This is a genomic window from Streptomyces griseoflavus (assembly GCF_014649995.1).
GTDB lineage: Bacteria > Actinomycetota > Actinomycetes > Streptomycetales > Streptomycetaceae > Streptomyces > Streptomyces griseoflavus.
Window position 1 is genome coordinate 15,255 of sequence record NZ_BMUC01000024.1, and the last position, 22,600, is coordinate 37,854.

A 22,600-nucleotide genomic window follows, 5' to 3' on the forward strand; every position below is an offset into this window, starting at 1 on the left:
CAGCGGAGCGGACGACCATGGCCTTCGCGATCACCCAGACCTGCTGCAACGACGCCACCTGTGTGTCCGTCTGCCCGGTCAACTGCATTCACCCCACCCCCGAGGAACGGGCCTTCGGCAGCACGGAGATGCTGCACATCGACCCCAAGAGCTGCATCGACTGCGGGGCGTGCGCCGACGCCTGTCCGGTGGACGCCGTCTTCCCCGTCGACCGGCTGCCCGCCGCGCAGCGGGAGTACGCGCGGATCAACGCCGCCTACTTCGAATCCGGCGGGACCGAGGACTCACCGGTCCGGGAGGAGAGTTCCGAGGGGGGCGCGGCGGCGCCGGGTCCGAACTTCCACGACTGGGGCGAGCCGTCCTTCGACCGGGTGCTGCCCTCGGACTTCGGACCGCTGCGGGTCGCGATCGTCGGCACCGGCCCCGCCGGCATGTACGCCGCCAGGGATCTGCTGCTGCACACGCGGGCCGAGGTGACGCTCATCGACCGGCTTCCGGTCGCCGGCGGACTCGTCCGGTACGGCGTGGCACCCGACCATCCGTCCACCAGGAAGGTGGGCGAGACCTTCGCCCGCTTCCACACCCATCCGCGGGTGCGGATGCACCTCGGTCTCGACGTGGGCGCCCACATCACCGCGGAGGAGCTCGCCGCACACCACGACGCGGTGATCTACGCGGTGGGCGCGGCCACCGACCGGCGGCTCGGCATCCCGGGTGAGGAGCTGCCCGGCTGTGTCTCCGCGACCACCTTCGTGGCCTGGTACAACGCGCATCCGGAGGTCGCCCCGGACGCCGTCGACCTGTCGGCCGAGCGTGTCGTCGTGGTCGGCAACGGCAACGTCGCACTCGACGTGGCCCGCATCCTGGTCACCGACCCGGACTCGCTGGCCGGCACGGGGATCGCCGGCCACGCGCTGGCGGAGCTGCGCCGCAGCAGGGTGCGCGAGGTGGTGGTGCTCGGGCGGCGCGGCCCGCGGGAGGCGGCGTACACCCGGTCCGAACTGCTCGCCCTCAAACACCTTCCCGGGGTCGACCTGCTGGTCGACGACCACGATCCGCGCGTCGGTCAGGCCGTCGACGCCGCCGCGCAGGGGGACAAGGCGGGGGTGCTGCGGGACGTGGCGCGCGAGGCCGTCGAGTGGTCGCTGCCGCCGGATGCCCGGGGGCGGCGTCGCATCGTGTTCCGTTTCTTCTCGGCCCCGGTGGAGGTGTGCGGAGGCGAGCGCACCCGCGCCGTACGCGTGACCGACGGCAGCGGGGAGCCGGAGATCCCGTCCGGCCTGGTCCTGCGCGCGGTCGGCTACCGCGGGGTCCCGCAGGCGGGGCTGCCGTTCGACGAGGCCACCGGGACCGTGCCGAACGAGCTCGGACGGGTGCGTGACAGGCCCGGAACGTACGTGGTGGGCTGGAGCAAACGCGGGCCGTCGGGCGGCATCGGCGCGAACCGCGCGTGCGCGGCCGAGACCGTCGGCTCCCTGCTGGCCGACGCGGTGGCGGGCGCGCTGCCCGCACCGGCCGCCGGGCCGAAGGCCTTCCGCCGCCTCGTCCGGCGCCGGCGCCGCTGACGCCACCCGGACATGCGGCCGGGAGTGGCCCCTCGACGTGCCCGGGCACGTCGAGGGGCCTTCCATGTCACCCGGCCGCGGCCGGGTGGTGCGGCATGGCCAGGTGTGCCAGGTCGCCCGGTGGAGGACCGGCGACCGGCCACAGCGGTGCCGGTGTGCCGTCGGCGACCGCCGCGGGCGCGTCGGTGAGGTTCATCCGCTCCCGGAGGCGGCCGTAGAAGTCCATGGGGCCGAGCCGTGCGGCACGCAGCTTCCGCGGCGACGCGTACACCCCGATCCAGTCCCCCGGACCGATCACACCGCGGAGCTGGCCGTCGATGCTGACCGCGGCGCGGCCCGAGCGTTCGAGCACCCGCAGCCCGACGGGCTCGTCCGGGGCGGCGACGACCGAGCGGTTGAACGTCATGTGCGGTGCCACGGGCGTGAAGACCAGCGCCTCGGCGCCCGGCGAGACCACCGGGCCGCCGGCGGCGAAGCTGTAGGCGGTCGAGCCCGTGGGTGTGGCCACGAGCAGCGCGTCGGCGGAGTAGGAGGCCAGCAGCCGGCCGGCGATGTAGACGCCGACCGAGACCTGCCGGTCCCGGGCGAGCTTCTCCAGTACGACGTCGTTGAGGGCGGTCACGTCCAGCGGGACGCCCCATTCGCCTCCCGTCTCGCAGTCGGTGCGCACGCGCGTCGGGGGCAGGAGGGGGCCCCGGCCGTAGCTCATGAGCGCCCCGATGTCCGAGGGCACCTCGAGGCGGCGGGAGGCACGCATGGTCAGCAGCATGCGCCGCTCCGCTTCGATCCGGTCCTCGTGCACGGCGTCCAGGGCCGTGCGCACCAGGGTCATGGGCACTTCGGTCAGGAAGCCCACCCGGCCGAGGTCGACTCCGAGCACCAGCGCGTCGATGGCGGCGGCCAGCCGGGCACCGCGCAGGAAGGTGCCGTCCCCGCCGAGCGTGACGACGAGGTCGGGGTCACCGGCCGCCGCCACTTCCTCCCGGGCGCTGTGCCGCCCGCCGTCGCTCCACACGTCGATGTCCTTGCAGGCGACGGCGTGCTCGGCGCACCACGACCGGACCGTGCGGGCCGCTTCCGCGGCCTCGGGGCGTCCGCCGTGTACGACCATGCCGACCCGGTGCACCGCCATCTCCGCCTCCTGGACGTCCGACTCGACCGGCTGTGTCCCCATCCTGACCCCTGGGACGGCCCGCGGCACCACGCCGCGGCGGCCCGGTTCCGCGAGCGCGGTACCGGGCCGCCGGGGGACGAGGCGGACGCTCAGCCCTGGCGGGCCTTGGAACGCGGGTCCTTCTTGTTGATCACGAACGTCACGCCGCGCCGGCGCACCACCTGGGCGCCGGGCCTGGACTTCAGCGAGCGCAGGGACTTGCGTACCTTCATCACGGTCTCCTTCCGCGGGACTGTACGGCGGGGGTACCGGGTGTCACCGCTCTTCGCGGAAGAGGACGTGCCCGCCGGCGACCGGGTCGTACTTGCGCAGGACGAGCCGGTCGGGGTCGTTCAGCTGGCTCTTGCGCGTCACGTAGGTGACGCCGGTCCCGGCCGTCGACCTCAGCTTGACGACGGGCCGTGCGGTGCTGCGTGCCATGGGGTGCTCCTTCCGCCGCTGCCCGATCCCTTTGACTCAGGCATGTCAGCTCGGTCTCTGCAACGGCGTGGGCGGGTCCGTGTATTCCGGTTCCGGTCAGGGGCGGCGCGCGGCCCAGACCGTGAGCTCGGTGCGGACGCTCAGGTCGGCGCGGCGCAGGATGCTGTGCGGCCCGCCGGTGTCGAGCAGTCCGTCGAGAGCGGTCAGGTCCCCGTCGGTGAGGGAGGGTGCCACCTTGTCGCGCATGCGGCGCAGGCCGCTGAGCGCGTAGCGGCCCACCGCCTCGGTGCGGGACAGGGGGACGCCTACCGTGAGGGTGCGCCGGCTCTCGACGGTGAGACCGGCCGCGGTCAGTGGGGCCGCCCAGTCGGCACCGCGACGGGGCACATGCGCGGCGTGGTGGTCGGCGAGCAGGGCGTGGCAGCGCTCCTCCAGGCCCGGGGCGGTCTCCGGGGCGTCCCCGGGCAGGAACCGGGGGAAACCGGCCGGCTCGACGACGGCGAGCAGTCCGCCCGGGGCCAGCAGTTCGTGCACCGTGCGCAGGGTGCGGCCGGGGTCGGCCATGTGGTGCAGGGAGGCCGACGCCCAGACCAGTTCCGGTGCGCCGAGGGCGGGCCAGTCCGCAGCGTCGAGGTCCGCGTGGACCAGGGTCGTGCGGTCGGCCGCTCCGGCCGCCGCGGCCTTGCGGCGCAGGCGGTCGAGATGGGCGGTGGAGGAGTCCACGGCGGTCAGCCGGGCCCCCGGGAAGCGGTCGAGCAGGGCGAGGGTGCCGGCTCCGGTTCCGCAACCGAGGTCCACGATGTGGCCGGGCTCCGCCCCGAGGGGAAGCCAGGCGGTGATGGACGCGATGTGCCCGGCGAGTACGTCCGCCTCCAGGTCGAGGAAATCCCCCTGGTCGCCCATGCCGTGCCCGGAGTCGTGCGGGTGGGCGTGTCGTGTACGGTGCGGTGCCCGCTGCGGGGTGGAGTGGTTCATGCGCATCACGCTAGGCGGGCCGTCCGCGTGGGGCCCGCGCCCTCCCGGGACGCGCAAGACGATGGCCGGCCGAGCCGCGGAACGCGCAAGACGACGGCCGGTCGGACGCTCGAGGCGACGACCCGTCGGAAATCGGCTACCGCCCCGGCCGGAAAGGGCGGAGACTCGCCTCATGGCGGACATGAGCGCGTTCCGGGAGGCGGTCACCGCGTGGGCGGCCGGCGCCTCCGGTGCCGTGGCGCGGGAGCTGGCCGCACGGCTGGACGTGCGGACCGCCGTCCTGCTCGAAGGGCTGAGCGACGCGGCGGCGGTCGACGCGCTGGCCGCGCTGCGCGGCCGGGACCTCGCGGCCGAGGGGGTCTGCGTGCTTCCCATGGGCGGTGCGATGAGCGTGGGGCGTTTCGCCGGCCTCGTCGGGCCGCCCGGACTGGGCCTGCGGCTCACGGGGCTGTGCGACGAGGCGGAACACGGCTACTACGCCCGTGGTCTGGAGCGGGCCGGTGCGCCGGGGCAGGGGTTCTTCGTCTGCGCGGCGGATCTGGAGGACGAGCTCATCCGGGCCCTGGGCACGACACGGGTGGAGGAGATCATCCGCGCCGAGGGCGACGACCGCGCCCTGCGGACCTTCCTGCGGCAGCCCGCGCAGCAGGGCCGCGCGGCAAAGCAGCAACTGCGGCGGTTCCTCGGCACGAAGAAGGGACGCAAGATCCACTACGGCCGGGTCCTCGTCGAGGCGCTCGGCCCCGGGGACGTGCCCGACCCGCTCGACGGCCTGCTCGCCGGGCTCTGAGGGCGACGGCCCGGGGCCGGAGCGGTCCGCTCCGGCCCCGTCGCCGCGCGGCGGGCCCCCCTCCCTGCTCACCGTGCGGCGCCGGGTCCGGGCCGTGCGGGGCGGTCAGCCCCAGACGCTGGTGTAGTTGTACTGACGGTGGTACAGGGGCGTCCACAGACTCGGGTACGGCTCGGCGATGTTGCCGCACGTGCCCAGGCGGATCGCCTCCCGCCGGCCCCCGTCGATCAGACACTTGCCGCTGGCGGCCTCCACGATCTCCCAGTGGTTGTTGCCCTGGTCGACCCAGCGGAAGTGCTGGCCCGGCCCCTGGCAGTGGCCGATCACCATCGGGGTGCCGTCGGCGACCGAGGCGTTCTGGGCGCCGACGCAGTACTTCCCGTACACGCCGATCATGAACAGGCCCGGTGTGCCCGAGGGTGTGAAGTAGAAGCGCTGGTGCAGCCTGCCCTTGCAGTCGTAGCGCTGGACGACCGCGCCCGGGCTCTGCGACTCCCCCCGCACGTCCATGCACTGCCACGAGTAGGAGGCCCGCATCTCGTGGATCGCGGCGTCGGTGATCCAGCCCGTGTAGCGGATCGGCGGGTCGGCCGCGGTGGCCGTGCCGGGGACGATCAGAACGAGCAGTGCCGCCAAGAACGCGGCGACCCCTCCGCCGCGCACACTTCCAGCCACTCTTCCTCCTTCTTTGCCCGGATACCGACCGGCGCCACGACCCGACGTGATGATCTGATGTCTCGTCGTGACCGGCGCCGGAACGCCCCGAACGTAGCGGGCCGCCGGTGCCCGGCTGTACCGCCGTTTCAGGGGGGTTGCGTGGGGGCGGGAGACGTGCCGTGAGGGTGGGGTCGGGGCTTCAGCGGGCCCAGTCGTTCATGGTCCTGGCGACCGGTCTGTACCGGGTCAGCCACTTGGTGGTGGGGATCCTCGCCGTGGCCCAGCACCAGCGGGACAGCGTGCTGTCCTGGCTCGGGCTGACGGCCGCCGTCGCTTCGAGTCTGTCCGTCTTCGGCGTCGCGCGTTCCCGCGGGTGGTTCGGCGCCCGGCCGCCGCTGGTGGACCTGGTGCTCGTCGGCTGTGTGCTGCCCTTCGTGGTGTACGCGGGCGGGGCGGACCGGCCGTCGGACATCGGCTGGTCCATGCTGCTCGGCGGGTCCGCGAGCGCGGTGTGCGCGGTGGCTCTCCGCCGGGGCGCGGCGGTGGCGGGCGCGGTGACGGCACTGGTGGTGACGCACATCGCCGGGTACGCGATGGCCGGCGCGGAGATCGCCGTGATCGCCGCGCACCTCAACGCCCTGGTCTCCTCCGCCGTGCTGGCCCGGGTCTTCTGGTGGTACCTGCGACGCCAGGGGCGTCTGCTCGACGCCGCCACCGAGCAGGCCGTCGCCGCCGAGGCGGCGCGGGCCCGGTACGCCGAGCGCATGGCGCACCACCGGGCGCTGCACGACACGGTACTGGCCACGCTCACCGCGATCGCGAGCGGCCGGGCCGACGCCGGTACCGCCGCCGTGCGGGAGCGGTGCGGCCGGGAGGCCGCCTATCTGCGGCGGCTGGTGCAGCAGCAGGCGGAGGACGACGGCATCGCGCCGGGTACGGCCGCGGCCGTGGAGCACGCGGTGCGCTCAGTGGAGAGCCTCGGGCTGCGGGTGACCGCCCAGTACGGGGCGCCGGCGGAGATACCGGCCCACGCGGCGGCGGCGCTGGGCAGTGCGGTGACGGAGGCGCTGAACAACGTGCTGCGGCACGCGGGCACGGGCCGCGCGTACGTGACCGTCACGGGCTCCGCCGGCGGGGTCGTGGTGACCGTGGTGGACCGCGGGAGCGGCTTCGACCCGCTCACGGTGGACAAGGGGATGGGCTTGCGTTCGTCGATCGGTGAGCGGATGCGTGAGGCGGGGGGTGCCGCCGAGGTGGACAGCGCTCCCGGGGGGGCACGTGCGTGGCCCTGCGGTGGCCCGCGTGATCACCGTGGCCGTGGTCGACGACGACCGGATGCTGCTCGACGGGCTGCGCGTGTGGCTGGAAGAGGTGCCGGGCGTGGTGCTGGCGGCGACGGCGTGCACGGTGGACGGCCTGCTCGGCGCGCGGGGCGCCGGGCCGGTGCCCTACGACGTCGTCCTGCTGGACCTGGTGCTCGCCGACGGGTCGCGGCCGCCGGACAACATCCGGCGGGTGCGCGCCGCGGGCCCGCGCGTGCTGGTCATCAGCACGGTGGCGGACCGCCGCAGGATCGTCGCCGCGATCGCGGCCGGCGCGGACGGCTACCTCACCAAGGACCACGACCTGCCGGCACTGGTGGAGGCCGTCGAGGAGGTGGCCGGGGGCGGGACCGTCCACTCGCCGGAACTGGCCTTCGCCTGGGCCCACGACGACGGCCCCGCGCGGCCGAGGCTGTCACCGAAGGAGCGTCAGGTACTGCTGGAGTACGCCTCCGGACTCACGCTGAAGGCCACGGCCCGGCGCGCGGGTGTCAGTCCGCACACCGCAAAGTACTACCTGGACCGTGTCAAGGAGAAGTACCAGCAGGCGGGCCGGCCGACCTACACCAAGACCGACCTGGCGGACCGGGTCCGTGAGGACGGCTGGGCGGAGCTCTGACGGGACGGCCGAACGCGGCTTCGGTGACCTGCCGTCAGAACTTCGGTGGGGGTGCCTGCGACCGCACCATCTCCGCCGCCTCCTCCTCGGTCTGCACCGACGGGGGAGAACCCTCGAGCGGCTGCCGCGCCGTCTCCTTCATGCAGGCCACCGCGACGACGCCGGCCAGGGCCGCGGCCATCGCGTAGTACGCCGGCATCATCTGCGAACCGGTGGCGCCGATCAGGGCGGTGATCACCAGGGGGGTGGTGCCGCCGAACAGCGACGCCGACAGGTTGTAGCCGACCGACAGGGAGCCGTAGCGCACGGCCGTGGGGAACATGGCCGGCAGCGCCGCCGACATGGTGCCGAGCAGACAGACCAGTGACAGGCCGAGCATCAGCATGCCGGCCGAGACGGCGAGCAGACTGCCCTGCCGCACGAGGAGGAAGGCGGGGGTGGACAGGACGAAGAAGCTCAGCATGCCGGTCATCAGCAACGGCTTGCGGCCGTAGCGGTCGCTGAGCCGGCCCACCTGGCTGATCAGCAGCATCAGCACGATCATGGTGGCCACCAGGATGAGCAGACCGTGGGTCTCGGTGTAGTGCAGTTCGTCGGAGAGGTAGGTCGGCATGTACGACAGCAGCATGTAGTCGGTGATGTTGTACGCGCCGACCAGGGCGACGCACAGCACCAGGGTGCGCCAGTGTTCCCGGAAGATCCGGCCGAGGCCGCCGCGGGCGGTGTTCTCCACCGCGTCCGCGGCCCGGGAGGCGTGGCCAGCGCCCTCCCCCAGTTTCAGGTACGCCGGGGTGTCGTCCAGTCTCAGCCGCAGGTAGATGCCGACGACGCCCAGCGGGCCGGCGACCAGGAACGGGATGCGCCAGCCCCAGGCGTCCATGGTGTCGGAGCCGAGCCAGGCGGTGAGCCCTGTGACCAGGCCCGCCGCGCCGGTGTAGCCGGCGAGGGTGCCGAGTTCCAGGAAGCTGCCGAAGTAGCCGCGACGCCGGTCCGGGGCGTACTCCGCGATGAAGGTGGAGGCGCCGCCGTACTCGCCGCCGGTGGAGAAACCCTGCAGCAGCCGGAAGCAGATGAGCAGCAGGGGCGACCAGAAGCCGACGGCGGCGTAGGTCGGGAGCATGCCGATGGCGGCGGTGCCGATCGCCATGAGGATCATCGTCAGCGCGAGCACCTTCTTGCGCCCGACCTTGTCCCCCATCGGTCCGAAGACCATGCCGCCGAGGGGGCGCACCAGGAACGCGACGGCGAAGGTGGCGAAGGAGGACAGCAGTTGCGCGGTCTCGCTGCCCGAGGGGAAGAAGACACGGCCGATGGTGCCGGCGAGGTAGGCGTAGATGCCGAAGTCGAACCATTCCATGGCGTTGCCGAGCGAGGCGGCCTTCACCGCACGTCTGACCGCCCGTTCGTCCGTCACCGTGATGTCCGACCGGCGCAGCCGCGGGTTCTGGCGACGCCGGACGGCACGGAACAGGGTCGGGTGACGCTTGGCCGCCGCGGTGTCGGGCGCCGGCTCGTTCTCGGTGGGGGACGTGGCCGCGTTCCTTTCCGGGACATGTCGCTGCAAAGGGAACGTATCAGCGCTTTGGGGCGGGTGCCGGGAAGCACGTGCCCGCGACGGGCCGTCACGGCCGGGCCGCGGCTCCGGGGCGCCCTCCTCACCTGTATGCCTCCGCTGCGCTGGTCACCCGCGCGGAGGGGTGATGCGCTGAGAGGCAGGGGAGGAAACGCCCGGGGCAGGTCGGCGCCGGGCGGTCGTCCCGTTCCCAGGAGGCACTCGTGACCACCCCTCGTCCGATCGTCCGCCCGTCCCGTGCCCTGGCCTGCGCACTGGCCGCCGGGACGCTGCTGGCCACGGCAGCCTGTTCCGACGGTGAGACGGGCGCACCGTCCGGCTCTCGGACCGCCTCGACGGTCGCCGAGCGGGGCGTCGCCGCACAGACGGCCTCGCCCACCTCCACGCCGACGGGGCCGGAGCTCACCGAGAGGGGCGCGCGTCAGGCGCTGATCACCTCGGAGGACCTGGAGGACAACTGGACACAGGTCGACAATCCGCGGGAGTGGCGGGACTCGCTGCTGGTGGGCGACGTCGACGTGGCCGCCTTCCTCAACGGCAAGAGCGACGCCTCGGAGTGCCAGCGTCTCGTCGACGCCCTGTACGACGAGACGCTGCTGGGTACTCCGTCCGGGGCGTCGGCGCTCAACGGCTTCCAGGACGGCGAGTCCCGGCTGCTCTACCAGGTCGCCGCCTACGACAAGGCCGACCTCGACGACTCGATGCAGTGGCTGAAGTCGCTTCCGGACACCTGCGACCAGTTCACGCTGACCGGCGGCGACAGCGGCGACCGCACCGTGCAGGTCATCGGCCTGAAGCTGCCCGACACGGGGGACGCCCGGCAGGGCCTGACCGTGACGGTCAAGGGCCACAGCAACGGCGACCCGGCGACGCTCACCCTGGACGTCGCCGCCGTCCGGCTCGGCACGGACGCGATCACCGTCACCAACGGCGGGCTCGACGGCGCCTCGCACGACAGCACCTCGGCCGCCGTGGGCAACGGCACGGAGCGGCTGAAGGAAGTACGCGCCGGCCGCACCCCCCAGCCCACGCCCAGCGGCGTCAGCTGACCGGAGCCGGCGGGAAGCCGGTCGCCGCCGGGCCGTCGGGCCGCCCGGTCAGGCGTCCTCGACCTCGGTCGTGACGGGCGTGCCGGTCTCGATCGTGCGGCTGACCGTGCAGAGCCGGTCGTGGGAGGTCCGCACGGCACGCGGAAGGATGGCGCGGGCGCGCTCGGCGCCCGGGCCGTCGGGGAAGGCGACGTCGAAGGTGACGACGAGGTCGGTCATGCGGTTGCCGAGCCCGTCGCTGATCCTGTCCCCCGTCACCGACACGGAGAACCGGTCGGGTTCGGCGTGACGGGCGGTGGCCACGTCGACGTCCGCGGCCGTGCAGCCCCCGAGGGCGGCCAGCAGCAGTTCGACGGGGGTGAACGCCGTGTTCCCGCCGTCGGAGGCGGTGCCGAAGTGGAGGGTGCCGCCACGGGCGTTGGTGGCCACGAAGTGACCGGTGCGGGTTCGCTCGACGCGGACGGAACGCCGGGATTCTTCGCTCATGCGTCGACGGTAGCGGCTCAGGAAGGCGCCCGGCCCGCCCCCGCGCCGCCCTGCGGGGCCCGTGAGACGGTGGTGGCGGACGCGCGGGCGCGCCCGTCGGCCGTGAAGGGCGGTGCCCGGGTGGAGAGCGTGCGGCGCACGCCCACCGCGCAGGTCGCAGGCGAGGAGGTCCGGGCATGACCGACTCACGTTCCCCGGGTGGGGCCGGCCGGTACGGGGAGGACCTGTTCGCACCGGAGCATCCGCGCGAGGCCGAGCGCGTCGACGCCGCCGCGCTGGTGTACGACCCCTTCACCACGCACCGTCTGCGGGCGCTGGGCGCGGGGCGAGGCGGGCGCTGTCTCGAGGTGGGCGCCGGAACCGGCACGGTCGCCCGGTGGCTGCTGGAGGAGGCGGGCGCGCGGGAGGTGGTGGCGCTGGACCGGGACACCGAGGCGCTCGCCGCCCGCGGCGGGCGCGGACTGCGGGTGCTCCGCGCGGACCTCACGGACGAGCGTCTGCGACCGGGCACGTTCGACCTGATCCACGCCCGGTTCGTGCTGATGCACCTGCCCGACCGCCGGCGGATCGTGTCGCGACTGGCCGGCTGGCTGAACCCGGGCGGGGTGCTGGTGCTCGGCGACGCGGTGGAACTGCCCGACACCCGGGACACCTCCTCCGCGTACCGGCGCACCATGGACGCGATGTGGCGGGCGCTGCGGACGACGATCGGTACCGACATCTCCGGTGTGCCCGCCTACCCGCGGTTCCTGCGGGAGGAGGGCCTGCGCGAGGTCGCCGGGGAGGTGTGGTGCCCGCCCCTGGTCGCCGGGGGTCCGCTGGCCCGTTTCTGGTCCGGGACCTGGAGCCGGATGCGGCCGGAGCTGACGGCGACGGGCCTGGTCGACGCCGGTGTCGTCGATCGGGCCGTGGCGTACCTGGACTCACCGGCGCTCGCCGAGATCGGGCCGGGCATGGCGATGGCCTGGGGACGCCGGGCCTGACCGGCCCCGGCGGGGCCCCGTACGTCCGCCCGGCCCCGCGTCACCCCGGACCGGCCGCGGTCCCGGCGAGGGCGTCGAGCAACAGGTCCGCCGGAAGAGCGGGTACGGTCCTGCCGTGCACGCCCGTGGTCGTCGTCGCGGCCAGCAGGCTGTTGAGCACCGCCTCCTCCACCCCGTCGAGGACCGATTCGAACAGCGCGCCCAGATCGCTGTCGGCCACGGGCGTGCGGGGGTCGGGACGCGTGCCGAAGGCGACGGCGTAGTCGCCGCTGCCGTGGCTGTAGGCGGCGCCGGTGCGGGCGAGGGCGAACACCGCCCGCCGGGCGACCCGGGTGAGCTGCCGGGCGTCCAGCGGGGCGTCCGTGGCCACCACGATCATGCAGGAGCCCGTCTCCGCGACCGGTGCCGCGACGTCCGGTCCGAGCCCGAGGGACCGGGGGGTGAGGGTGCGGCCGAGTACGCGCAGGGTGCCGCCGAAGTTCGCCTGCACCAGGACTCCCACCGTGAAGCGCCTCTCCCCCACGTCCGGTGTGCGGGAGGCGGTGCCGATGCCGGCCTTGAATCCCAGGGCGACGGTGCCGGTGCCCGCTCCTACGCAGCCCTCGGCCACCGGTCCGCCGGACGCGCCGTCGAGGGCGGCCCGGACGTGCTCCTCGCGGACGGGCCGCGAGCGGATGTCGGACAGGAAGCCGTCGTTGCACTCCCCCACGACCGGGTTCAGGCTCAGTGTCTCCTCGCACCCGGGGCGCCGGAGCATCCAGCCGACGAGGGCGTCGGCGACACGGAACGCCGAGAGGGTCGAGGTGAGCAGTACCGGGGTCTCCAGGGCGCCGAGTTCGGTCAGCTGGGTCGTCCCGATGAGTTTGCCGTAGCCGTTGCCCGTGAACACACCCGCCGGCAGCGGTGTGCGGGGGCCCACCGAGTCCGGCAGCACGGCGGTGACTCCGCTGCGCACGTCGGGGTCCCGGCGGACCGTGGTGTGGCCGACCCGGACGCCCGGCACGTCCGTGATCGCGCCGAACGGTCCGGCGGGCGTGCGCCCGATGACGATGCCGAGGTCGCGGGCGCGGCGCCGGGTGGGCGGGGGCGGCTGCTGATCCATACCGGTGGACGGTACACAGGTGTGCCGGACCGTCGTCACGGGGCCTTCGCGGGGGCGGCCTCATGCTCGTCACCGGTCAGGGCGCGGGCGAGCGGCAGCCTGGAGAGGGCCAGTACGCCCGCGGCGATCAGCGCGGCACCGAGCACTTGGAGCGGGAGCCACCAGCCGCCTCGCAGGTACTCGTCGTAGAGGGTGATGCCGAGGAGCAGGCTGACCCCGGCGTCACCGAGGGTGATCGCCGGCTGGGACGCGACGAGTGGTCCGGCCTGCATCGCGTTCGACAGGAGGAACAGGGCGCACCCGCCGAAGAGGGCGAAGCCGTAGGTCTGCCAGGTGGTGAGGAAGGCGGTCACGCCCCCGTCGTCGAGGCTGTGCACGGACGTCTTCATCAGCGCCGCCGTCGCCGCGTAGGCGACGGCGGTGGCCAGTCCGAAGCACGCGGCGCGTGCCCGGCCCGCGGGTCTGCGCAGCGCCGCGAACACGAGGCCGGCGAGCGCGGCGGTGCACACGGCGAGTGCCGGGATCCAGCGGTCCATGGGGACGTACGTGCGGTTCCCCTCGGGTGACGCGGCGAACAGAGCCACGGCGAGCCCCGCCACGACGGCGCAGACGGCCGCCCAGCCGGAGGACGACAGACGCCCGTGGAGCAGCACCGTGGCGATGACGAGGGTCAGCGGCAGCTCCAGGACGAGCAGGGGCTGGACGACCGTCATCGGTCCTGTCGCGAGTGCGACGGCCTGACAGACCGCCGCGACGATGACGGTGGCGATGCCGACGAGCCAGACGGGGCGCCGCAGCAGATCGAGCATCAGGCCGGCCCGCAGGCTGTCCGAGCGCGGCACGGTCAGCGCCGCCTTGCGCTGCAGGACGGTCGCCAGGGCGTTGCTGAGCGCCGCGCCCAGTGCGAAGAGGACCGGCAGCAGCAAGTGCACCGCGGGGTTCCTCCCGAACGACGAGTCGGCCCCCCGCTCCCCGCCATGGTGACCCGCCCCGCCCGCCGGCGCACGTTCCGTCACCCGTGTGGGGCCTCCTCGTCGCGCCCGGACGACGGGGTGTCAGGCGTGATGCGGGCGCTCACCGCGGTCTACGGCGAGGTACCGGTGGAACGCCTCGGGCGCGTCGGGGGAGTACCCGCCGGGGAAGCGTGCGGCGCCCTCGGGGCGGCGGTGCACGAGGAACCGTCCGGCGGTGTCCCGGCACGCGACCGTCGCGACGCGGTGCAGCCATCCGTGGCGTACCGCGTCGTGCCTGCGGACGTCGGTGAGGATCGGTCGCGCTCGTCGACCCGCTCCACCTGTTCACCCATGGGTGAGTCCTTGCCGCACGGCACCGACCACCGCGTCAGCCGCTCCAGGAGTCCGGGCCGCCGCCGCGCCACTCGACCCGCGCGGACTGCCGCATCCAGGCGTCGTCGACGTCGTCCAGCCCGGCCAGGCGCAGGAACTCCACGACGTCCAGCAGCCCGTACGCCATCCCGAGGAAGTGTGCTCCCGCGCGGACGCGCCGGCCGCCGTCGTCGCCCGGCGGGTAGATCACGATGGGCTGGTCGCTCGCCATGCCACCAGCGTGCCCGGGTCGGGAGGAGCGCGCACGGCGGAGGTCGGGGGCGTCACGGTGCCGGCCCGCCCGGGGCCGCCGGTCCCGCAGGCGCCCGTAATACGGGTGAAGCGAGCGCGCCGTCTTGTTAGCCTGCCCGTATGGCACGAGGCATCTGGTCGCAGAAGGTCCGCTCCGCCCGCTGACGGCGGCGCCCTTCCTGCGGAATCCGCGCACGCCGTTCCGGTTCCCGCCGGGCGGCTCTTCCGTGCTGCCCGGCTCCCCTGCGAGCTGCGGAGCATCCGTTGAACCCCGATGTCACCCCCGAAACCCTGTCCCTGCCCGTCGACGCGGGCGCCGGAGCGCACGTCCGCGCCGAGAACGTCACCGTGACCCGCGGGTCACGGCGCGTCCTGGACGGCCTGTCGGTCACCGTCTCCGCCCGGTCGCGGATCGCCGTCGTGGGCGAGAACGGCCGGGGCAAGACCACCCTGCTGCACGTCCTCGCCGGGTTGGTCGCACCCGACGAGGGCGCCGTGCGGCGGACCGGCACGGTCGGCCTGGCCCGCCAGGAACTGTCCGCGCGCGACGGCGAGACCGTCGGCACCCTGACGTCCGCCGCACTGGCCGCCTCCCTCGCGGCACTCGGCGCGCTGGAGGAGGCGTCCCTCGCCCTGGCCGGAGGCGACCCCGCCGCCGGCGAGCGCTACGCCGCCGCCCTGGACGCCGCCACCCGCCTCGACGCCTGGGACGCCGAGCGCCGGGTCGACGTGGCCCTGGACGCCCTCGGCGCCTGCACCGACCGCGACCGTCCCCTGTCCACCCTCTCGGTCGGACAGCGTTACCGCGTCCGCCTGGCCTGTCTGCTCGGTGCCCGCCACGACATCCTGCTGCTCGACGAGCCGACCAACCATCTCGACGCCGCCGGGCTGGACTTCCTCACCCGCCGGCTGCGCGAGCACGACGGCGGCCTCGCCGTCGTCAGCCACGACCGGGCGCTGCTGCGCGACGTCGCGGACCGGTTCGTCGACCTCGACCCGTCCCGCGAGGGCAAGCCGCTCCTCTACGCCGGCGGCTACCAGGCGTGGCAGGACGCCCGGCGCCGCGAGCGTGAGCGCTGGGAGCAGGACCACGAACAGCAGCAGGCCGAGCATGTGCGGCTGCGGGAGGCGGTGGCGCAGGCCCGTGACCGGCTCTCCACCGGCTGGCGGCCGGACAAGGGGACCGGCAAACACCAGCGCCAGTCCCGCGCCCCGGGCGTCGTACAGGCCCTGCACCGGCAGCAGGAGGCCCTGCGCGCGCACCGGATCGACGTGCCGAAGCCGCCGCCCGCGCTGCGGTGGCCGGACCCGGACGTACGGGTGGGTGCGCCGCAGGTGCGGGCGCACGCAGTGGCCGTGGACGGGCGGCTGGCCGGACCGGTGGACCTCGCTCTCGACGGCGGCGACCGGCTGCTCGTGACCGGGCCGAACGGCGCCGGGAAGTCCACGCTGCTGGCGGTGCTGGCCGGTGCGCTCCGGCCCACGGACGGACACGTGAGGGCGGCGAGCGGGGCACGGATCGTGCGGGTCGGTCAGGAGACCGCCGGTCAGGACCCGCTGCTGACCGCCCGGGAGGTGTACGAGCGTCACGTGGGCCGGCTGACGGCCCGTGGGACCCTCCCCGCCACCGGCGCCGTGCCGCTCGCGGCCCTCGGCCTGCTGGACGCCGAGGCGGCGCGCACGCCGGTGGGGCGGATGTCGCAGGGACAGCGGCGGCGCCTCGACCTGGCCCTGGCAGCGTCCGGCCGGCCCACGCTGATCCTGCTCGACGAGCCGACGAACCACCTGTCGGCACGGCTGGTCGACGAACTGACCGACGCCGTCCGCGACACGAGCGCCGCCGTGGTCGTCGCGACCCACGACCGGCAGCTGCTGCGCGACCTCGCGCACTGGCCGCTGCTGCGGCTGGAGCAGGGGGCCTGAACGACCGCGGCGCGGACCCGATCCGATCGGGCACAGGATGTCGGGTGCGGCGGTGTCCCGGCCGCCTAGCGTGGTGATCGCGAAAGAGGAAGGAGGCCGGGCGTGCTGGAACGGCTCAACGAGACGATGGAACACATCGAGCGCCGTCTCGACCGGTCCGTCGACGTGGCCGCACTGGCCCGTGTGGCGGCGACGTCGGAGTACCACCTGCGCCGGATGTTCTCCGCGCTCGCGGGGATGCCGTTGTCGGAGTACATACGGCGCAGGCGGCTGACCGTCGCGGGTGCCGAGGTGCTCGCCGGACGCGGGACGCTGCTGGAGATCGCGGTGCGGTACGGCTACGGCTCGGGCGAGGCGTTCGCGCGGGCGTTCCGCGCCATGCACGGGGTGGGTCCGGGCGAGGCCCGGCGCACCGGCACCGCGCTCGTGTCCCAGCCCCGGCTGACCTTCCGCCTCACCGTCGAAGGGAGTACCAGCATGCGGTACCGCGTAGTGGACAGGCCGGCCTTCACCGTCGTCGGGCCGAGGGCCAGGGTGCCTCTCGTGCACCTCGGCCCGAACCGGGCGATCATCGACTTCGTCCGCGGGATCGGACGGCAGGCCCTGGAAGAGCTGGAGGAGCTGTCGGACCAGGAGCCCCGGGGGATCGTCGCCGTCTGCGACGACCTGGACCCGGGCCGGGCCGAGGGGACCGAACTCGACTACTACCACGGGGTGATCACCTCGGCGCCGGCGCCCGAGGGTTCGGCCGTCCTGCCCGTGCCGGCCGGGACCTGGGCGGTGTTCACGGCGTCCGGACCGGTGCCGGACGCCATCCAGCACCTGTGGCGGGACGTGTTCACCGAGTGGTTCCCGTCCAACCCGTACCGCAGCCGGCCCGGCCCGGAGATCCTGCGCACCCGGATGTCGCCGGACCACACCGAAGCCGATGCCGAACTGTGGCTCCCGGTGGAGCGGGAGGACCGTTGAGCCCGGTCATTCGAGGACCGTCGAGCCCGGTCGTTCAGGTCATGGCCCGCGCGGCCACCTCGTCGGCGGCGCCTTGCCAGGCGTGGACGCACAGAGCCTGTTCGACCACCTCGGTGTAGACGGCCGCGGCGAGCCAGGACCGGGCGAAGCGGCCCGTGTCGGCCGGGACCAGGCGCCCGAAGACGTCGCGGGAACGGTCCGCGGCTGCGGTGTGGAGGTCCTCGAGGAGGTCGGCCGCGGTGGCGAGACCGAGGCGGCGCAGACGGGCGGCGTCGCCCGGCGTACTGCCGGCGAGGGCGAGCACACGGCGGCCTCCCGGCACGGCCTGGTGGACCCGGCGGCGCAGCAGGTGCAGCGGCGCCTCGTCCGCGGCGGCGGGTGCCCCGGCCTCCGGCGCGAGGGCACCGTGGGGCAGGTCGGCGTGCTGGAGCCGGTCCAGGCCCAGGTCCACGCGGGCCTCGGCGTCGGTGGGGTGGGCGGCGGCGAGGAGCAGGGCGCGTGGGTACGGCCCCGGTGTCAGCCGTGCGACGATCCGCAGACGGCTGCCCCGGGCGGCGGCGAGCAGGCGGAGGTTCTCGCGGTAGGGCAGTGCCGGGTCGTCGTGGGCGGCGGCCAGCCGCAGGGGCACGCCCGCGCAGTCGGCGAGCAGACAGTCGCCCGCCGCCTCCCGCACCGTGCCGGTGAGGGTCACCTCCAGGAACAGCAGGTCCTGCCCGCCGTTCAGGGCCCTGGTGACCTGGTCGGCGGCGGGGACGGCCCACAGCCGGTCCAGCGGTTCGTCGTGCCATGCGGCGCCGGGGGCGCGGACCGCCCGTACGCCCGCGCCGGCACCGAGGCGGCCCGTCGGGGAGACGGTGGCGCCGGACACGGCCAGCCCGGCGCGGGACAGTTCCCGGTGCGTCAGGGCGGTGTCCCCCACACGCACCGCCCGGTCGGCCGCGCCGGTCGCCCGGGCGGGGCCGCCGGGCGCCACGTCGGACACGGTGCAGAGGCGTCCGTCGGCGTCGGCGGTCCAGGTGACCGCGCCCGCGTAGCCGGTGACGGTGAGGACGGGTTCGGAGAAGAGCCCGTACAGGCGCAGGGACCCGTCGGGGCGGTACGGCTGCCGGGCCGTGCCGCGCAGTCCGGTCAGGTCGGGGCCGGTGGCGTGCGGGAGGCGGTGGGCGACGTCGAGGACGGCGGTGAGGGCGTCGGCGAGGTCGCCGAGCCGGTGGCCGGGGTCGGCGGCGCGGGCCGCCCGGACGGCGGTCACCACGGAGACGGCCGCCGCCGAAGCACGCGGGAGACCGGCGAGGCGGGCGGTGTGCGCGGCGTGCAGCAGTTCCGCCTGGAGCACGGCACCGGCGCCGTCGGTGCCGGCTTCCAGGACGGCGGCGGCCGCGTCGAACACCGCGCGGGCGGCGGCGCGTTGTGCGGGCGTGGCGGTCTCGGGTTCCGTCTCTCCCGTCTCGTCCGGCGTGTCGGTGTCCCCGGTGGGGGCCGGGTCCCCGGCCGCGTCCGGGGCGGGCGTGTCGTCGGCGACCGGTGCCGCCGAGGCGGCGGCCGCGCGGTGCAGGCAGTCGGGGGACAGCAGGCATCCGCAGCGGATCGCGTCCGCCCCGGTCACCGTCCCGCCCGGCGCGTGCAGGACGACGTCGGTCTCGTCGTCCACGGCGATCCGCACGGTGTCGCCGTCCCGGGTGGCGGGGCGTGCCAGGAGCTTGGTGACGCCCGCGTCCAGCCGTTTGCGGAGCCGGGGCGAGAGCGCCTCGACGAGTGCGGCGGTGACGGACGGGGCGACCGGAGGCAGGTCCGGGCTCATGCGATCTTCTCCCCTACCCAGCGGGCGAGTTCGAGCGGACTGAGGGCGGCCACGGGCATCCCGGCGGCGACCAGTTGGCCGGCCACCCCCGTGGAGTAGCGGGGCCTGCCGGTGTCGTCGAGGCTCGCGCAGCCCAGGACGTGGCACCCGGCCGAGACCAGCGCGCGGACCTCGGCGAGGAGACCACCGAGCGGAAAGCCCTCCTCGAAGTCGCTGACCACCACGACGAGGGTGCGGGACGGCACGGTGACGAGTTCGCGCGCGTGGCGCAGTCCGGCGGCGATGTGGGTGCCGCCGCCGACGGACACCTCCAGCAGCAGCGACAGCGGGTCGTCCACGTGCCCGGTGAGGTCGATGACCTCGGTGGAGAAGGCCAGGAAGTGGGTGGAGAGGGTCGGCACCCCCGCCAGCACCGAGGCGGTCAGCGCGGCCCACACCGTGGACGCCTCCATGGAGCCCGAGACGTCGGTCACCAGCACGAGCCGCCAGTCGGCGGCCCGGCGCGCCCGCGTGCGGAAGACCGGGCGTTCGGGGATCACCCGCACCGTTCCGTCCGGGCCGCGGCGCGCGGTCGCCAGGTTGGCCCGCAGGGTGCGGGGCAGGTCCAGGCCCCCGCCGGGCCGTCTGCTGGGGCGGGGCAGGGCGGTGCCGTGCAGGGCCGGGCGCAGACGGGTGGCCAGCTGCCGGGTCAGCGCGTCGACCAGGCTCCGGACCAGCGGGCGCAGTGCGGCCAGCCGGGCCTCGGGCAGACCTCCCGCGTGCCTCAGTACGGTGCGCAGCAGGTCGACCGAGGGGCGCACCCCGTCCGCGTCCAGTTCGGTGAGGACGTCGCTGCGGCCGGACGCGGCGGCCGCGGCCAGGACTTCCTCGCGGATGCCCGGCCCGAACAGCGCGGCCAGTTCCTCCGACCACTCGCGCGCCCCGGGGTACGGCGCCTGGCGTCCCCCGCCGCGTCCCGGACCGGCGAGACTCCCCCGGCTGCCTTCGCCGCGTCCGCTGCCGTACAGCTCGTCCAGCGCGGTCGCCAGCGGTGCGGCGGACCGCGGCAGCGCGTCGGTGCGGCGGCCGAGGAGGAGACGCCAGCGGTCGGCGGGGGCGAGGAGACGCGTCCCGTCCCGCGCCCCGACGGATCCGGGGACGCCGTCGGCCGCGGTGTCCGCCGGCGCGGTCGGCGCATGGGTCCGCGGCCCGGACCGCGTCGCCGGTTCCGCGCCTCCGGCCCGCGCCGGAACGTCCGGGGTGGGGGTTGTGGCGGCGGGACGCGGCAGGAGGCGCAGGGAGCGCAGCCTCTCACGGGCCGCGAGGTCCGCCTCGGTCCAGGCGGCGAGGGCGGCCGGGTCCACGCCGGCGGTGTCGGCGATGTGCGTGGTGCCGAGACCCGCTTCGACGGTGGCGAAGAGGCGGTCGCGGGCGGCGGGGCTCAGCGTGTCGAAACCGCCGCGCAGCGCGGGCAGCCGGTCGAGGAAGGCCCGGTCGGGCAGCTCCGTCACCCGGGTGAGGAGGGGTTCCAGCGCGGGCTCCGCCGTCTCCAGGAGGGGGCCCGCCGCGGTCAGCAGTCCGCCGAGCCGGGCGGTGAGCGCGGCGCGGGTATCGGGGCCGGTGGCCCCGTCGACCCAGGAGGCCACGCGGTCGCCGAGGACCCTCGCGTCCTCGTGGCCGAGCAGGACGCGTACGGCGCCGGCGGCACCGCGCATCATCGGGGAGCCGTCCGCGGACAGGCGTGCCAGGGCGTCGGTGAGCCGGATGCCGCCCAGCAGGTCGGCGCGGTGGGACAGCTCGAGCAGGGCATGGGCGTCGGCCAGGTCCTCGGACCCGGTGAGGCCGTCCACCTGGCGCACCGCCGCCCCCGTGAGCAGGTCCGCGACGGCGGCCGCCCGGGCCTCCCGGTCCGGGTCGGAACCCAGGCCGGGGACATGGCCCGCCCGCAGCCGGTCCAGCAGGGCCAGGCCGGCGAGGAGGTCCGGCAGGGTACCGGACCCGGGCAGGACCCCGGCGATGTCGCCGAGCCGTTCGTCGGCGAGCGCCGTCAGTCCGCACTCCGCCGCCCTCCGGAGCCCTTCGAGGGCCTGCGCCGCCGTCGGCCCGCCCTCGTCGAGCTCCTGGCGCCGCCGTTCCCGCAGTACTCCTTCCGCGGCCTGCGCGGGGGTGACCCCGCGTGTGCCGGCCGCGGTCAGCATCGCCGCCGTGGCGGGTGTCCAGCGCACTTCCCAGCGGGAGGTGAGGGCCTCGGCGCCGCCCGCGCCGACGACTTCCTTGGCCTCGCCGTAGGGCACCCCGCACACCGTCAGGCGGCGCAGCAGCAGTTCACGGCGCCGGTCGAGGCCGGAGCGCAGCGGGTCGAGACGCAGGTCGCGTGCGGGCCCGTCCGTCCCGGGGCCGGGCAGGCCCAGCCGGGACGCTTCGGCCTCGACGGCGGGGGCCAGGCCGCTGCGCGGTGCCTGCGGGGCGGGGCGCCCGCCGCGGGTGCCGACGAGGACGCGTTCCATCGCCCGCGCCACGGCCCGTCCCCTGCCGTACGGTTCGCCCTGCGCGAGCACCGTCTGTACGGCTTCGACGAGTTCGCCGCGGCCGGCCGCGGGCAGGCCGCGCAGCCGGGCGAGGTCGGAGGCGAGCCGGCTGATCTCCCGTGCGTCGGCGGGCCCCGAGGGGTGGCCGAGACCGCGCAGCTCGGCGCAGACGCGTACGGCGGCCCGGGTGAGGGCCTCCTCGAGGGCCTCCGGGTCGCCGGCCGCGCGCAGGACCATGTCCTGCCACTCCGGGTCGCGGATGCCGGCCGGGTAGCCGGACCGCTCGTCGAGGAGCGCGTAGGTGTACGGGATCAGGGAGGTGGTCCAGGCGGAGCGCCGCTCCGGCGGGTCCGGTGCCGTGTCCCCGCCCGCCTCCGGCCGTACGAGGGCCGGGGCGTGGAAGGCTCCCACCACCACGGCGGCCCGCTCGCCCGCCGCGGTGGCCTCGGCCAGCCGGGCCCGCATCCAGCGTTCGCGCCGCAGGTCCAGTGCGGGCACGCCGCCCCGGGCGGTCGCGTCCTCGCGCAGGGCCCACCCGGTGAGCAGGGCGGCACGGCGGAGCGCCTCGGGCGGGGAGCCGGGGGCGGTCGCCTCGACGAGCCGGTCCCAGAGGTCGTCCCCCGGGCGGCCCGTGAGACGGGCCCGCAGGGCGGTGGCGAGCCCGGGCCCGCCGGCCCCCGTCGCCGCGGGCCGCCGTTCCTCTCTCCAGGCCGGGTCGGCCAGCGGCAGGTCGCAGGCGACCACCGGCACGCCGCGCCGGGCGGCCCAGCGCACCGCGGCCAGTTCGGGCGAGAAGTCGGCGAACGGGTAGAACGCCGGCCCCTGGTGGCCGCTCCCGTCGGCGGGAGCGGCGGCGAGCGCGACCGGCGCGCGGGTCTCCTCGTGTCCCAGCCAGGGCAGCCACTGCTGCATCTCGGCGGGCAGTTCGACGAGCAGCACCTGCGGGTCCGCATCGTCCAGCAGTGCGGGCAGGGCGGCGGCCAGGGAGGGGGCGTGGTGCCGTACGCCCACGAGGTAGGGCGCGGACCGGTCGGTGAGGGCGGCGAGCGCCTCGTCGGGCGGGACGGTTGTGCCCTGCGGGGCGGCCGGGTGGGAGAGGGACACGGCG

The 22,600-nt window shown here is 75.2% G+C and carries 20 protein-coding genes and 1 pseudogene; 8 read left to right on the forward strand and 13 right to left on the reverse strand.

Annotated elements, in window-relative coordinates; all coding sequences use genetic code 11:
- Positions 1-17 precede the first annotated feature (17 nt).
- Positions 18-1,565, forward strand: a complete 1,548-nt coding sequence (locus tag IE172_RS32410) for an FAD-dependent oxidoreductase (RefSeq protein ID WP_190100931.1) — start codon at positions 18-20, stop codon at positions 1,563-1,565.
- A 67-nt stretch (positions 1,566-1,632) separates the two neighbouring features.
- On the opposite strand, the gene IE172_RS32415 is transcribed toward IE172_RS32410, so the two are convergent.
- The 4 genes from IE172_RS32415 to IE172_RS32430 form a co-directional block, all read right to left on the reverse strand.
- On the reverse strand, positions 1,633-2,697 hold the full coding sequence (locus IE172_RS32415) for an NAD(+)/NADH kinase (protein WP_190100980.1): 1,065 nt from the start codon (positions 2,695-2,697) through the stop codon (positions 1,633-1,635).
- 131 nt (positions 2,698-2,828) lie between these two features.
- Positions 2,829-2,951 (reverse strand): type B 50S ribosomal protein L36, encoded by a 123-nt coding sequence (gene ykgO / locus IE172_RS32420; protein WP_190100932.1) that lies wholly within the window; start codon positions 2,949-2,951, stop codon positions 2,829-2,831.
- Between the two features lie 43 nt (positions 2,952-2,994).
- Positions 2,995-3,159 carry a 50S ribosomal protein L33 gene (gene rpmG, locus IE172_RS32425; protein WP_190100933.1) on the reverse strand — a complete coding sequence of 55 codons (165 nt, stop codon included), beginning with the start codon at positions 3,157-3,159 and terminating at the stop codon, positions 2,995-2,997.
- A 96-nt stretch (positions 3,160-3,255) separates the two neighbouring features.
- Entirely contained in the window at positions 3,256-4,134 is an 879-nt protein-coding gene (locus tag IE172_RS32430; protein WP_431994375.1) for a class I SAM-dependent methyltransferase, read from the reverse strand.
- A 172-nt stretch (positions 4,135-4,306) separates the two neighbouring features.
- On the opposite strand from IE172_RS32430, the gene IE172_RS32435 reads away from it, so the two are divergent.
- Positions 4,307-4,924 carry a TOPRIM nucleotidyl transferase/hydrolase domain-containing protein gene (locus tag IE172_RS32435; protein ID WP_190100935.1) on the forward strand — a complete coding sequence of 206 codons (618 nt, stop codon included), beginning with the start codon at positions 4,307-4,309 and terminating at the stop codon, positions 4,922-4,924.
- Positions 4,925-5,029: 105 nt separating this feature from the next.
- Here the strand turns inward: IE172_RS32435 and IE172_RS32440 are convergent, their stop codons facing one another.
- Positions 5,030-5,599 (reverse strand): RICIN domain-containing protein, encoded by a 570-nt coding sequence (locus IE172_RS32440; RefSeq protein WP_190100936.1) that lies wholly within the window; start codon positions 5,597-5,599, stop codon positions 5,030-5,032.
- A 181-nt stretch (positions 5,600-5,780) separates the two neighbouring features.
- Positions 5,781-6,386, reverse strand: a complete 606-nt coding sequence (locus IE172_RS34975; RefSeq protein ID WP_229886669.1) for a hypothetical protein — start codon at positions 6,384-6,386, stop codon at positions 5,781-5,783.
- Between IE172_RS34975 and IE172_RS35395 the strand changes: the two are divergent.
- Positions 6,346-6,795: pseudogene (locus IE172_RS35395) on the forward strand (ATP-binding protein); the annotation flags it as partial. The gene IE172_RS34975 and the pseudogene IE172_RS35395 sit on opposite strands and share 41 nt — an antisense overlap.
- 88 nt (positions 6,796-6,883) lie before the next feature.
- Positions 6,884-7,522 (forward strand): response regulator, encoded by a 639-nt coding sequence (locus tag IE172_RS32450; RefSeq protein ID WP_190100937.1) that lies wholly within the window; start codon positions 6,884-6,886, stop codon positions 7,520-7,522.
- Between the two features lie 34 nt (positions 7,523-7,556).
- Here the strand turns inward: IE172_RS32450 and IE172_RS32455 are convergent, their stop codons facing one another.
- The gene (locus tag IE172_RS32455; protein WP_229886679.1) at positions 7,557-8,936 is read right to left on the reverse strand and encodes an MFS transporter; all 1,380 of its coding nucleotides are present in this window, start codon (positions 8,934-8,936) and stop codon (positions 7,557-7,559) included.
- Between the two features lie 362 nt (positions 8,937-9,298).
- Between IE172_RS32455 and IE172_RS32460 the strand changes: the two genes are divergently transcribed.
- Positions 9,299-10,144, forward strand: coding sequence for a hypothetical protein (locus IE172_RS32460; protein WP_190100939.1), 846 nt, complete (start codon positions 9,299-9,301; stop codon positions 10,142-10,144).
- A gap of 48 nt (positions 10,145-10,192) precedes the next feature.
- On the opposite strand, the gene IE172_RS32465 is transcribed toward IE172_RS32460, so the two are convergent.
- Entirely contained in the window at positions 10,193-10,630 is a 438-nt protein-coding gene (locus IE172_RS32465) for an OsmC family protein (protein WP_190100940.1), read from the reverse strand.
- 176 nt (positions 10,631-10,806) lie between these two features.
- On the opposite strand from IE172_RS32465, the gene IE172_RS32470 reads away from it, so the two are divergent.
- Positions 10,807-11,613 (forward strand): class I SAM-dependent methyltransferase, encoded by an 807-nt coding sequence (locus IE172_RS32470; protein ID WP_190100941.1) that lies wholly within the window; start codon positions 10,807-10,809, stop codon positions 11,611-11,613.
- A gap of 40 nt (positions 11,614-11,653) precedes the next feature.
- On the opposite strand, the gene IE172_RS32475 is transcribed toward IE172_RS32470, so the two are convergent.
- From IE172_RS32475 to IE172_RS32485, 3 genes are all read right to left on the reverse strand, one after another.
- On the reverse strand, positions 11,654-12,715 hold the full coding sequence (locus IE172_RS32475; RefSeq protein ID WP_190100942.1) for a P1 family peptidase: 1,062 nt from the start codon (positions 12,713-12,715) through the stop codon (positions 11,654-11,656).
- Positions 12,716-12,750: 35 nt separating this feature from the next.
- Positions 12,751-13,647 (reverse strand): DMT family transporter, encoded by an 897-nt coding sequence (locus IE172_RS32480; RefSeq protein ID WP_190100943.1) that lies wholly within the window; start codon positions 13,645-13,647, stop codon positions 12,751-12,753.
- A 409-nt stretch (positions 13,648-14,056) separates the two neighbouring features.
- A complete protein-coding gene (locus IE172_RS32485) occupies positions 14,057-14,272 on the reverse strand; it encodes a hypothetical protein (protein ID WP_190100944.1) in 216 nt (71 codons plus the stop codon).
- Positions 14,273-14,556: 284 nt separating this feature from the next.
- On the opposite strand from IE172_RS32485, the gene IE172_RS32490 reads away from it, so the two are divergent.
- Both IE172_RS32490 and IE172_RS32495 read left to right on the forward strand, forming a co-directional pair.
- The gene (locus tag IE172_RS32490) at positions 14,557-16,215 is read left to right on the forward strand and encodes an ABC-F family ATP-binding cassette domain-containing protein (protein WP_190100945.1); all 1,659 of its coding nucleotides are present in this window, start codon (positions 14,557-14,559) and stop codon (positions 16,213-16,215) included.
- A 102-nt stretch (positions 16,216-16,317) separates the two neighbouring features.
- Complete coding sequence (locus IE172_RS32495; protein ID WP_190100946.1) at positions 16,318-17,184, forward strand: AraC family transcriptional regulator; 867 nt, start codon at positions 16,318-16,320, stop codon at positions 17,182-17,184.
- Between the two features lie 34 nt (positions 17,185-17,218).
- On the opposite strand, the gene IE172_RS32500 is transcribed toward IE172_RS32495, so the two are convergent.
- Entirely contained in the window at positions 17,219-18,985 is a 1,767-nt protein-coding gene (locus IE172_RS32500) for a hypothetical protein (protein WP_190100947.1), read from the reverse strand.
- A complete protein-coding gene (locus IE172_RS32505; protein ID WP_190100948.1) occupies positions 18,982-22,596 on the reverse strand; it encodes a vWA domain-containing protein in 3,615 nt (1,204 codons plus the stop codon). The genes IE172_RS32500 and IE172_RS32505 overlap by 4 nt, the downstream gene beginning before the upstream one ends.
- Positions 22,597-22,600: the final 4 nt, after the last annotated feature.